Annotated in this window: 12 protein-coding genes; 3 read left to right on the forward strand and 9 right to left on the reverse strand. The window is 59.5% G+C overall.

The genetic code is table 11. The features are described from left to right. Window positions 1–37 precede the first annotated feature (37 nt). Both ABJO61_RS06290 and ABJO61_RS06295 read left to right on the forward strand, forming a co-directional pair. On the forward strand, window positions 38–808 hold the full coding sequence (locus ABJO61_RS06290) for an aldolase/citrate lyase family protein (protein ID WP_348324379.1): 771 nt from the start codon (window positions 38–40) through the stop codon (window positions 806–808). Window position 809: 1 nt separating this feature from the next. Beyond that, window positions 810–1601 (forward strand): fumarylacetoacetate hydrolase family protein, encoded by a 792-nt coding sequence (locus ABJO61_RS06295; protein ID WP_348324377.1) that lies wholly within the window; start codon window positions 810–812, stop codon window positions 1599–1601. A 385-nt stretch (window positions 1602–1986) separates the two neighbouring features. Here the strand turns inward: ABJO61_RS06295 and ABJO61_RS06300 are convergent, their stop codons facing one another. The 4 genes from ABJO61_RS06300 to ABJO61_RS06315 form a co-directional block, all read right to left on the reverse strand. Continuing rightward, window positions 1987–3549: an amidohydrolase gene (locus ABJO61_RS06300; RefSeq protein WP_348324375.1), complete on the reverse strand. Its 1563-nt coding sequence runs from the start codon at window positions 3547–3549 to the stop codon at window positions 1987–1989. Window positions 3550–3623: 74 nt separating this feature from the next. Beyond that, window positions 3624–4835, reverse strand: a complete 1212-nt coding sequence (locus tag ABJO61_RS06305; RefSeq protein WP_348324373.1) for a hypothetical protein — start codon at window positions 4833–4835, stop codon at window positions 3624–3626. Window positions 4836–4844: 9 nt separating this feature from the next. Next, a complete protein-coding gene (locus ABJO61_RS06310) occupies window positions 4845–5918 on the reverse strand; it encodes a DUF2817 domain-containing protein (RefSeq protein ID WP_348324371.1) in 1074 nt (357 codons plus the stop codon). A 15-nt stretch (window positions 5919–5933) separates the two neighbouring features. Then, entirely contained in the window at window positions 5934–7106 is a 1173-nt protein-coding gene (locus ABJO61_RS06315; protein ID WP_348324369.1) for an enolase C-terminal domain-like protein, read from the reverse strand. Window positions 7107–7134: 28 nt separating this feature from the next. On the opposite strand from ABJO61_RS06315, the gene ABJO61_RS06320 reads away from it, so the two are divergent. Then, window positions 7135–8037: a MurR/RpiR family transcriptional regulator gene (locus ABJO61_RS06320; RefSeq protein ID WP_348324367.1), complete on the forward strand. Its 903-nt coding sequence runs from the start codon at window positions 7135–7137 to the stop codon at window positions 8035–8037. A 29-nt stretch (window positions 8038–8066) separates the two neighbouring features. On the opposite strand, the gene ABJO61_RS06325 is transcribed toward ABJO61_RS06320, so the two are convergent. The 5 genes from ABJO61_RS06325 to ABJO61_RS06345 form a co-directional block, all read right to left on the reverse strand. Further along, window positions 8067–8492: a biopolymer transporter ExbD gene (locus ABJO61_RS06325; protein ID WP_348324365.1), complete on the reverse strand. Its 426-nt coding sequence runs from the start codon at window positions 8490–8492 to the stop codon at window positions 8067–8069. Between the two features lie 12 nt (window positions 8493–8504). Continuing rightward, window positions 8505–8930 (reverse strand): biopolymer transporter ExbD, encoded by a 426-nt coding sequence (locus ABJO61_RS06330; RefSeq protein ID WP_348324363.1) that lies wholly within the window; start codon window positions 8928–8930, stop codon window positions 8505–8507. Between the two features lie 30 nt (window positions 8931–8960). Continuing rightward, on the reverse strand, window positions 8961–9881 hold the full coding sequence (locus ABJO61_RS06335) for a MotA/TolQ/ExbB proton channel family protein (RefSeq protein ID WP_348324361.1): 921 nt from the start codon (window positions 9879–9881) through the stop codon (window positions 8961–8963). A gap of 64 nt (window positions 9882–9945) precedes the next feature. Continuing rightward, entirely contained in the window at window positions 9946–10575 is a 630-nt protein-coding gene (locus ABJO61_RS06340) for an energy transducer TonB (protein WP_348324359.1), read from the reverse strand. A 102-nt stretch (window positions 10576–10677) separates the two neighbouring features. After that, entirely contained in the window at window positions 10678–11199 is a 522-nt protein-coding gene (locus ABJO61_RS06345; protein WP_348324357.1) for a flavin reductase family protein, read from the reverse strand. Between the last annotated feature and the right edge of the window lie 15 nt (window positions 11200–11214).

An 11214-nucleotide genomic window follows, 5' to 3' on the forward strand; every position in this document is an offset into this window, starting at 1 on the left:
GCGGCCCGTGAAGGTCGCGACATGCGGGGAGCTCATCATGAACACATCCTTGAAATCGCGCTGGGCGTCCGGCGAGGTTACGCTCGGCGCCTGGTGCATGATCCCCGAACCGTTGACGGCGGAAGCGCTGGGCCGCGCCGGTTTCGACTGGGCGTTGGTCGATATGCAGCATGGCTGCATGGATTACGAGACGGCGCTCGAGATGATCCGCGCCATCGACCTCACCCCCGCCCTGCCCGTCGTCCGTGTGCCGTGGAACGATCCCGGTATCATCGGACGCATGCTGGATGCGGGCGCGCTCGGTATCGTCATTCCGATGATCCAGACGGCAGAAGATGCAAGGCGCGCCGTCGACGCTTGCCTCTATCCGCCAAAGGGACGGCGCAGCTTCGGCCCCGTGCGTGTCGGGCAGAGAGACGGACCGGGCTATTTCATGGAAGCGAATGAACGCATCGCCGTCATTCCCATGATCGAAACGCCCGAGGCTCTCGCGAATGTAGAGGAGATCGCCACCGTGCCAGGTGTCGACGCGCTGTTTGTGGGCCCCTTCGACCTCTCGATCGCACTCGGCCTGCCGCCGGGCGACAATGACGGCAAGCCTGCCTTCGATGAGGCCATTGCACGCGTCTCCGCCGCCGCGCGCTCGGCCGGCATAGCAACCGCCGTTCTCTCCAATGCGAAGGTCGCACCGCTCCGCATCGGACAAGGCTTCCAGATGATCTCCACCACCACGGACATCAACGCACTGGCTATGGCGGCACGCGGCGATCTCGAAGCCGTGAAGTCCACACAGAAGAAGGAAAACTGACATGCTCGGGCAATCGGACCGCGACGAGATCGTCGCCCGTCTCTTCGAGACATACCGGACCCGGCAGCCCATGCCGCTTCCCTCGAAGACCTGGCCCGACATTGAAGTCGAGGATGCCTACCGCATCCAGCAGGCCTTCGTTGCGCAGAAAGTCGCGCAGGGTGGCAAGGTGAAAGGTTACAAGGTCGGCCTCACCTCGAAAGCGATGCAGGAGTTCTCGGGCACGACCGAGCCGGACTTCAGCGCCGTCACCAACGATTTCTTCGTCCCCGAGGCAACACCCATCCCGATGTCGCGTTTCTTCGCACCGATGATCGAAATGGAGATCGCCTTCGTGATGAAAGAGCCGTTAAAGGGCCCCGGCGTTCTGCCCGTCGACGTCATCCGCGCGACCGACTTCGTCCTGCCGGCCATCGAGATCGTGGACTTCCGCGTCGAGCGCGGTCCGGGTCTCAGCGTGATCGACAACATAGCGGACCTCGCCTTTTGCGGCGCGGTCGTTCTCGGCGCCAATCCGTGCCGTCTCGACCAGATCGATATTCGCCGCGTCAAGGGCGAGATCAGCCGGAACGGGATCAAAGAGCTCGAAGGTGAGGCTTCCGCCGTGCTCGGCAACCCGGTGACCGCAGTCGCGTGGCTTGCGAACAAGCTCGGCGAGTTCGGCACCTCCTTCGAACCAGGCGACACGATCCTCACCGGCTCCTTCGTGCGAGTGCTTCCCGTCGAGGTCGGAGACGAATTCGTCTGCCGCTTCGATCAGGGGCTCGGCGAGGTGTCGACGAGTTTCGTATAGCGGCCTCACGGATACAATTCAGCGCACAATAGCCAAGAACACCTCTACTCCGTTGGCGGCGAACGGCAATCGCTCGCGTGACGCGCTCATCAACGCGAGCACCGCTTGTGCATCTCTATCACCGCACACGCTGAGTACACGGCGCCGCCTAAGCTGTTGAGACAAAGGCAACTCGTTCAAATCCATCATGGGCGCGATGGAGATTCTGTTTGTCAGCGTGTTCAATAGCTTACCGAGCTTCGGAGAACCTTCAAGAAGCCCAGTTTACGCTGTTGTATCCCCCAATGCACTTCGGTGTACGTGAAAATCCGAGGCGATCGGGGGAGCGCTCTTTTTGCGTACAGATTACAGATGAGGAATATGTCGCAGAATAGTGGAGCGGGACCTACCGTTCGAATGTCACCTCTCCGCCCCGAACGGTGCGGACAAGACTGATCTTGCCGATATCGTGAGGGACGACACGATGCGGATTTTCGTCGAGCATCACGAAGTCCGCCCGCTTGCCGGGCTCAAGCGTTCCTTTTTCCGCTTCCTCGAACTGGATGAAAGCGGCATTGCGCGTATACATCGAAATCGCCTGATCGACAGTCAGCGCCTGCTCTGGCGTAAAGCCGTCTCGCGTGACGCAGCATTCGATGGCCGCGAGTACGCTGGTACTTTCGATGGGCGCATCGGACGCCCCCGCAATCACAACGCCTGACTCGAAAAAGGAGCGAAACGGATAGGTCATAGGCAGACGCTGCGGCCCCAGGCGCTGAGGCAACCACTGTGCCTCCGAGCGGATGAACAGAGGCTGGCAACTCAGCACGAGGCCAAGTTTCGCGAGACGGGGAATATCCCCTGGCGAGACCACCGAGGCGTGCTCGATGCGATGCCGGTGGTCTTCACGGGGGTGTGCCTCTAGCAATTTCTCATAGAGGTCGATGCAGGTCGTGACCGCCTTGTCGCCAATGGCGTGAATGCAGACCTGAAACCCCAGGAGATGCGCATCCCTCATCCGCCGATAAAGTTCGTCGAGACCGAGCGTCAGATAACCCGTTTTCTCAGGATGGTCGAAAAACCCCTGATGCATGCAAGCGGTACAGGAGCCGAGCGTGCCGTCCGAGAATATCTTGAAGGCGCGATGTTTGATATCCGCAAAGGGCTCGGTCCTGCCGTCGGCTTCAATGCGGGAAATACCGGAGGGGTTCGAGCCAATGAAGATATTGTAAATCGACAATGGCAGATCGGGCGCCAGCGCGGCCATCATCAGGCTTTCGCGCCGGCCACTTGCGCCACCGGGCCCCTCCTCATCCGTTTGCAGGATCGCACCAATGGAGGTGATGCCATGGGCGGCAAGCTTGCAAATTGCCTCCCTTGTCGCCGTCATGAGCTGCGCTTCTCCCGGCGGCTTAAACCGCTTCATCACAATACCGACCGCTGCCTCGCGGCACACACCGGTCGGAATGTTGTCTGCATCGACCTCTATCGTTCCCCCTTCGATTTCCTGTGGAGCGTCAGCAATCCCTGCCTCGCGGAGCGCAGCCGAGTTCGCCGTCAGGCTGTGACCGTCCCTGCAGAAAATGACGAGAGGATTGCCGGCACATATCCGGTCGAGAACATGCCGGTCTGGCAGACCCGTTTCGGAGAAACGCTGCTCGTCGAGCTGCAGCCCCAACAGCCACTCGCCGGGCTCAATCGAAGCCGCTTTTCCAGAGAGGATGCGGACGACCTCTTCTATGGAGGACACCTCGCCAAGATCCGCATTTATCTCGAAAATGGAAAGCATGATGGGGTGAAGATGGGTGTCAATGAAACCCGGGAGTACGCAGCAGCCTTCACCGTCGATCTCGCGGACGGGGCACCCCATCCTCGAAAGCCATCGCCGTGCTTCAGTTTCATCTCCTATAAAGCGGATGAGACCGTCTTGATAGATCATGGCATTCGCGACCGTCCGATTGTCATCCATGGACAGTATCTCTGCATTGATCAACAGAGCCGCCTCACCTGTCTTGTTGGTGTTTCGCTGGGACATATCTCTCACTATTCGCAATGGCTTCGCGTGGCGGTCGTCGTACCGGTCGGCCAGGAGGTGATTTCAGTAACGGCTATCAGCCCGGCCGGCTCGATGCCGTTGAAGTGCGTTGCCGTGGCATTTGTATAGGCACCCATCATCCCGAACTCGATGAAGTCTCCCGTAGCGATGGCCGATGGCAGGGATACAGGTTTCCGCAGTCTGTCCAGGCTGTCGCATGTCGCCCCCCATATCTGGAAATCGTCGCAAGGCCCTGCCTCTGGAAACGGCGTTCCATCCGCGGAGTAGGCCTGGACAGGGGGCTGGAAATCCACGAATGGAGTCTCCATGAAAGAGCCGTATATGCCCTCATTGATATAAAGGCGGGGATCGTCCTTGCGCCGGAGATTGATCCTGGCAAGGAGGTTCGCGCTCTCCGCGACCATCGCGCGGCCGGGTTCGCATATGAGAGGACAGGCGATGGATGACGCCGCTTTCCCTATTGCTGTGAAATAAATCTTCAGTGCGGGCTCAAGACCGCCTGGATAGGAGCAGGGAAATCCGCCACCGACATTGATGTGTGCGAGTGCGGCTGTGCCTTGTGCGAAAGACTCCGCTGCGATGCTGCGCCCCAGATCGATCAGCATGGCATAGCTCTCCGGGTCGCGATTCTGCGAGCCCGGGTGAAAAGTCAGGCCGGTTCGGTAGCCAAGGCTGTCGGCAAACCTCAAAAGGCCGACCGCTTTACTGGCGTGCGCACCGAATTTCTCGTCGAAGCAGTAGTTGCCCGTGCCCGCCGGCCTTGTATTTCTGAAGCGGACCGTCAGAACGGTGTCGCGCCGGGCGGTCTCACCGGCTCCATCGAGAACGGCGTCTATTTTCTCAAGCTCTTCCATACAGTCGATCGCGAAGCTTCGAATGCCGGCGGAATGCCACGCATAGACAATGTCTTCCTGTGCCTTGACAGGGTGGTTGAAGTGCAATGTCGCGGAAGGACAATGCCGCAAGATGAGATCGATCTCGTGGCGCGATGCAACGTCGAATGTCCCGATACCCGCATCGACGACCGCGCGCACGACCAGCGGATGCGGGTTGGACTTCACCGCCCAGCCGGTTTCACCCGGAAAATGCGCCAGGAACTGTTCGACCCGCTTTTTAATGGAGCCGGGCGAGAAGCAGAGAAGCGGGTGACCGGGGGCTTCTCTGCGTATCAGATCCGAAACAGATGCATATGAGGTCATGATGGGCGTTCAGCCTGCGGCATCTGCAGCGATGACCACCTCTTTTGCGCGCAGATAGGCCTTCTCTCTGAGGGAGATATCGTCCAGATAGAAGGCATCGAGCATCAGCTGCTTGATCTGCGCACCACGTTCGCTATCGACCTCAGCATGATGATGAAGCCAGTTGTCAGCGACGATGGCGCACAACACTTCGACGGGATCCTTCGTGCCGTATTCCAAAACCACGGCGAGAACATCCCGGCCGGAAGCGAGGCTTTCGAGATGGGGCCCAAGAACCCCCTTGGCGAGAACATCGCCGGTGTCCGCGGGCGGCGAAACGAGAATCTCCTGCCACATGTCCCGAGCACGCTTTATGCGTGACTGCTCCTCCGTGCCGTAGGTCATGAGCACGCCCTCGCCGGGAGAGCCGAGGCCAGTATGAAGATCGATCTGGGTGACGCGGTGTTTCCCCGCCACGGCCCGAACCCAGATATCTTCCATTGTACGCCGCGACCAGGTGGGCGCATTGCCGCCATACTGAACACTGGAAGGATGTTCGTACTGCCCGCCGCTGACCGCCTTGAAAAGCGCCCCGAGCCCCATTCTTTCCAGGGCGCGGGCCGCCTCGGCCTTGAGCTTCACCTCATACTCATCATCCCATTCGACGGGATTCAGGATTGAGCGAAACTCTTCGTAGCCTTCATTGACCGCCAGAGGTAAGCCGAAGTCGACAAAGTTGCGGTTGAGGTCGACATTGTCTTCATTGACGCGGCGATGCCATGCAAAACCATAGGGGTTGACCGCATGCACCATCACGGCATGACGGTCCGCCCGGTCCACGGCCATCACATCGTCTGCAAGAAGGCGGCTCTGGATTTCCGATCCGAGATACCCCTCAATACCGTGCGTTCCCGAGGACACCATCAGCAGATTTGTGCTTTCGACGTTTCCACAATACGCAACGTCCGTGAAAAGATCGATTTCGCAGGGGCCCTGCAGCGGATGGGGGATGCTGCATATCTCCCATTTCGCCAAACGTGCATTTGACAGAAAGAGATCGCGGGCATTCCGATATCGCTCAGCCATCTCGGCGGGATCGATCATGATCTGGTCTCCCATCTACTCGATTACAGTCGTCGGCCGCACCGAATAACGGTCCAGCGCATCGATATCGAGCTCCACCCCCCATCCCGCTCCCTCCGGCAAGGTCAGGGTCCCGCCGCTATAGTTCAGGGGTGCTTTCAGCAGGTCGTGTTCCAGCATCACGTGGCCGAAAAGCTCCATGTCGTAATGCAAGGATGAGTGGAAGGCGGCACCCAAATGCGCTTGCCAGACCGACCCAAGGCCAGCTGGCTGGTTGTGCAGGACCACACCCAGTCCGTTCTGTTCGGCGAAATGGATCGCGCGAACCGCAGCGCTGAGGCCTCCCGGACGTTCGCCATTAATACCGATGGCGCCGATGGCACCAAGCGCGTGGAGCTGATGAATTTCGTCAAGCGAGAAGCAGCCTTCATGCGCCATAAGCGGCACATTTACCCGCTTCTGAACCTCCGCCATGGCGAGGTAATTGGATGCCTTTGCCGGCTGCTCCGCCACTTCAATGCGGAAGTGTTCGATCGCATTGATAGCGGTGATCGCGTCCCATGTTGAATAAGCCTGATTGTAGTCGACCCGCAGACGCACCTCGTTGCCGAGGGCTTCACGCATTGCGCCCATGATCTCCACGTCACGCTCAATGCTCTCGCCGAGCTTCACGCGAATGGTGCGACTTCCCTGCTCGCGCCAATGTTTAGCCAGGAAAACCATCGTCGCCGTGTCGTTATGAAGGGGAACGAGCGCAGCAAGCGGCAGTTCACGTATCTGCGCACCGCCGAGAAGATCGGCGACCGAGCGCCCCACCAGATGCGCCTTCAATTCGAAGCAGGCTGAGTCCAGCAATCCCTTGGCAATTTCATTGCGCGCCACATTATTGTTGAGGCGCGTCATCAGCCGCTCGGTATTGAACGCAGATTCGCCGAGCACGAACGGCGCCATGTCATCTTGAATGGTCTCGACGATCCCGCGGGGAGAGACGCCGGATTCGGGCAGCCAGACAAAGGCTTCCGACATGCCGGCCTTGCCTGACGCGCTGAAAAGGCGGCAGATCACGAAGTCGCCTCCGAGCCAAGGCTCCTCCGCAGGGATGGCCATGCCCAATCCGTTGCCGGAACCCTGCATGACCTCCTGAACCTCCTTTTTGAAAGGAATGGCGACTTCAGTCAGCTCAATGCGAACGATTGTGTCTTCATTCATGTGTGCCGGTGTTCCGCGTGCTTGTGAGATGGGTGATCTGAACTATAATGATCATTACATCTTGAGAAAGAATGTAATGCCTGTTACAGAAACTATTTTCACCCGGCTTGAGGAACTCGCGGCTCATCTGACGGCAACCGAGCAGCGGATTGCGCGCATCATGACCAATGACCCGGAACTGATCGCTTTCGGGACGGCAGCAAGCGTGGCGCAGGCGGCGGAGACATCGGCGCCCAGCATCGTCCGTTTCGCCGCCAAACTCGGATTTACGGGGTTTAGCGAACTTCAAGCCAGCATGCGCCGGGATATCTCGACCCAAATTTCATCCGCCTACAAACGCGCGCAGGATCCGGCCGCACGTCATGACATCGCAGCCTGGATCGAGATCGAAACGCTGAACGTCACCGAAACCTTGTCGGCGATCGACGAGCAGGATCTGAAACGGGCGGTGGAGCTTCTCACCGATACCAGCAGGCGGATATTCATTCTATCGAGTGAGCAATGGGTGGGGTCCGCGATTACGCTCCACGACTTCCTGCGAATAATGCGCCCGCGTGTATATCACTTGCAGGGCTCGCCTTTCCGCGTGGCAAGCGAACTGGGCAGAGCTGAATCCGATGACGTCCTTCTCACGATGGATGCGCAGCGCAATGAAAGCTGGGTCGTGGAGACGCACAATATGGCATGCGGCATGGGGCTACGCACCATTGCGATCACCGACGGCCCTTTCAACGTGATAGCAACTCGAAGCGAAACGAATTTTCGCGTGTCACAGGCTACCTGTGGCCTTTTCGACAGCAAGACAGGATTGACAGCCCTGCTTAGCTATCTGCTTGACGCTGTGTCCAAGCAAATGGATGAAAGCGTTGTGACACGCCTCGCTCATATGGAGACCATCTGGTCCAAAGGCGGTTTGTTGAAGCCAACCTAGCTCAGGCCGGCAAGAAAGAAGCTTGTCCTCTAATCGATATATTGTTCGTTGCCGACGAAGCCGATTTTCGTGACGCCGAGACGCTGGGCGGCGGCGAGCACCTTGGCCACATGGTCGTACTCAACCATGCGGTTCGGCCGCAGATGGATTTCCGGCTGGATCGTGGCGTCGGCCGCGCCCGCAAACTTCGCCTCCAGAGCCACCATGTCGGGCAGTTCCTCTCCGTTCCAGCTCACGAGCCCGTATTCATCGACGACGAGCTGTACGATGGAAGGCTCTTCGTTGACCTCCGTCGTCACCGCCTGCGGCATGTCGAGCTTGATTGCATGCGTCTGTAGCGGGATCGTGATGATGAGCATGACCAGCAGAACCAGCATCACGTCGATCAACGGCGTGGTGTTGATCTCCATCATCGGTTCGTCTTCGTCACCGCCGGTTCCGACATTCATCGCCATGGCGCGTTCTCCTCAATTACCCTGAACGGGTTCGGTGATGAAACCGACTTTCTGGATGCCCGCTCTCTGTATGTCGAGGATCAGGCGGCCCACAGCCTCGAAACGCACGGCAAGATCGCCACGCACCTGAATTTCCGGCTGGGGTTCCATTTTCGCAATCGCGATCAACCGCTCCAGCATCTCTTCCCGGCTCCCGACAAATGTCGCGTTCCAGAATGTCTTGCCGTCCTTGTCGACAGCGAGAGTGATGTTCTCGGGCTGCGTCTGGTTGACCTCGCTGCTCGCCTTCGGCAACTCAACGGGCACCGTCTGGATCGCCACCGGGATGGTGATAAGAAAGATGATGAGCAGAACGAGCATCACATCGACGAGCGGCGTGGTGTTGATCGCCGACATCACCTCGTCTTCTTCACCTTCAGTCCCGACATTCATCGCCATTTCAGTATCTCCGTTTCTTCAGTGCCCGTCTCAGGCGACCTTGCCCGAGAGGATGCGGAGATGAACTTCCGTTGCGAAGCGGCGCGCGCGGGAGATAACGCCCTTGTTGCGGCGGGTCAGCAGGTTGTAGCCGAGTACCGCGGGAACGGCGACGGCAAGGCCGATGGCCGTCATGATCAGGGCCTCACCGACCGGCCCTGCAACCTTGTCGATCGAGGCCTGCCCCGAAACACCGATCGCTACCAGCGCGTGATAGATGCCCCATACCGTGCCGAACAGGCCGACGAAAGGCGCGGTGGAGCCAACGGTCGCAAGCAGGGCGAGCCCGCCCTGGAGCTTGGCCGCAAGCGCATCGACGCCGCGATTGAGCGCAGCGGTGGACCAATCGGAAAGCGTGACCTCACTGCTCAGCCCCTTGCTGAACTGGGTATAGGCTTCCTCGCCGCTCTCCGCGATAGCGCGATAGGAGTTGCGCTGGGGCAGAGCTTCGATGCCTTCCTTCAGTGTATCGGTCGGCGCGAAGAGCTTGATCACGCGGTTGAACTGATCGAACAGGCGACGCTGCTCGAAGAGCTTGGTGATGAGCACGTACCACGACCCCATCGACATGAGGACGAGGATAATGAGCGTACCTTTGGAGACAAAGTCACCCTGCTCCCACAAGGCGCCGAGCCCGTACGGGTTGGCCTCGGCGGCGCTCGGTTCGGCAGGCGCTTCTTCGGCCGCCATGTCCGTAGCCGCTTCTTCGCCTTCCGCGCCTTCCGCTGCGGCTGCATCCGCGGCGGCAGCCTCTGCCTCTTCACCCTCGGGTGTTTCCGCCGTGACGGGGGCTGCCTCTTCCTGCTGCTGCGCCGCAACGGGCGCAGCGGTAAAGGTCATTCCCGCAGAAAGGGCGATGGCAAGCGCGACGGCCCCGATAAATCGGCTGATCTGATTGGTCCGGGTCTTCATTACTGGGTCCTCTATACTACTTGTCTCGTTTAATGCTCTGCTGCTTTTCCAAACAAGGGAGCCGCTAGCCATCGGTCAGCTTGAAGTTGACCGCAAACTTCATCCAATGCCCTACCGGCTGTCCGTCCTTTGTCGCCGGGAGGAAGCGCCACGTGCGCCGCGCGTGAATAAGCGCAACCTTGTCCAGGCGCTCGAAGCCGCTTGACCGGTCCACCTTGCCGTCGGTCACCCGGCCCTCCTCCGACACGTAGAGAAGAAGGATCACACGCCCCTCCTCGCCCATGCGGCGCGACGCCGGCGGATAAGGCGGCTGCGTATTGCCGTGGCTGGGGTCCGCGCGCGGCAGCACAGGCTTCTGTTCGACGACAACCGGGGCCGGATCCGGCTTGACCGTCTGCACCTGCTGGATGGTCTTCGGCGGGGTTGGCGGCGGCGCCTTTTTCACCACCGGCGGCGGCACATAAGCTTCGGGCGGCTTCACCACTTCAGGCGGCGGCGGCGGCGCGGGCGGCGCCTCTTTTGGCGCTTCCGCAATCAGCGCAACCTGCAAAGGCTCCTGGACAGCCTCGACGATGTTGCGTGCAAGCCCGCTTAACAGGGCCCACAACAGAAGGATATGGAGGCCGATAACCGCCGCAAGTCCGGCGACACGGCTCGACGAGGGATGGCCTTCACGAAAATCAAGCGTACTCATATTCCAGTCACTTCCAGGCAGCCGTTCCGCAACTCAGGCCGAACATTTCAATGCATGCCGATCTGCAGGCTCATGCACGAAAGATGCCGACCGTCTTCTCTTTCAGACCACAGCATTTTCACCGGCAAGCCCGGAGAAGCTGCCGCGAAAATAGACAAGTGGCGCCAGATCGCCTTCGACAGTGGCATTCCGAACGAGGCCCACGAGAATTTCATGATCTCCACCGGAGAAGCAGTCTTCGAGATCGCATTCGATGGAGGCACCTGTGCCGGCGATGATTGGCGCACCGTTCTGTCCGTTCCTATATTCAATGCCTTTGAATTTTCCGGCACCCGCTGCCGTCGCAAAGCACGCAGCAATCTCGCTCTGCCCTTCGGAAAGAATGTTCACGGCAAAAATGCCCGAGCGCTTTATCTGCGACAGCGTTTCGCTCTTGCGCGCAAGCGACACAAGGATGAGAGGCGGTGACAGGGACAACGCGGCGAAGGCGCTGACCGTGGTGCCGACAGGGGTTCCGTCCAATGCTGTCGTCACGACGGTAACGCCGGTGACGAAGTTTCCAAGCGCGTTTCGGTAGGTGACGGGATCGACAGAACCCTGCTCGTATTTCGATGACTGACTCATACTCACTGTCTCACT

Source organism: Parvibaculum sp. (assembly GCF_039973015.1).
Lineage (GTDB): Bacteria > Pseudomonadota > Alphaproteobacteria > Parvibaculales > Parvibaculaceae > Parvibaculum.

Bases quoted from the DNA above. Each gene is read 5' to 3' on its own strand.
- ABJO61_RS06305 (WP_348324373.1), bottom strand. From the start codon at position 4,835: ATGACCTCATATGCATCTGTTTCGGATCTGATACGCAGAGAAGCCCCC.
- ABJO61_RS06290 (WP_348324379.1), top strand. From the start codon at position 38: ATGAACACATCCTTGAAATCGCGCTGGGCGTCCGGCGAGGTTACGCTC.
- ABJO61_RS06300 (WP_348324375.1), bottom strand. From the start codon at position 3,549: ATGGATGACAATCGGACGGTCGCGAATGCCATGATCTATCAAGACGGT.
- ABJO61_RS06330 (WP_348324363.1), bottom strand. From the start codon at position 8,930: ATGGCGATGAATGTCGGGACTGAAGGTGAAGAAGACGAGGTGATGTCG.
- ABJO61_RS06345 (WP_348324357.1), bottom strand. From the start codon at position 11,199: ATGAGTCAGTCATCGAAATACGAGCAGGGTTCTGTCGATCCCGTCACC.
- ABJO61_RS06335 (WP_348324361.1), bottom strand. From the start codon at position 9,881: ATGAAGACCCGGACCAATCAGATCAGCCGATTTATCGGGGCCGTCGCG.
- ABJO61_RS06310 (WP_348324371.1), bottom strand. From the start codon at position 5,918: ATGATCGATCCCGCCGAGATGGCTGAGCGATATCGGAATGCCCGCGAT.
- ABJO61_RS06315 (WP_348324369.1), bottom strand. From the start codon at position 7,106: ATGAATGAAGACACAATCGTTCGCATTGAGCTGACTGAAGTCGCCATT.
- ABJO61_RS06325 (WP_348324365.1), bottom strand. From the start codon at position 8,492: ATGGCGATGAATGTCGGAACCGGCGGTGACGAAGACGAACCGATGATG.
- ABJO61_RS06320 (WP_348324367.1), top strand. From the start codon at position 7,135: ATGGGTGATCTGAACTATAATGATCATTACATCTTGAGAAAGAATGTA.
- ABJO61_RS06295 (WP_348324377.1), top strand. From the start codon at position 810: ATGCTCGGGCAATCGGACCGCGACGAGATCGTCGCCCGTCTCTTCGAG.
- ABJO61_RS06340 (WP_348324359.1), bottom strand. From the start codon at position 10,575: ATGAGTACGCTTGATTTTCGTGAAGGCCATCCCTCGTCGAGCCGTGTC.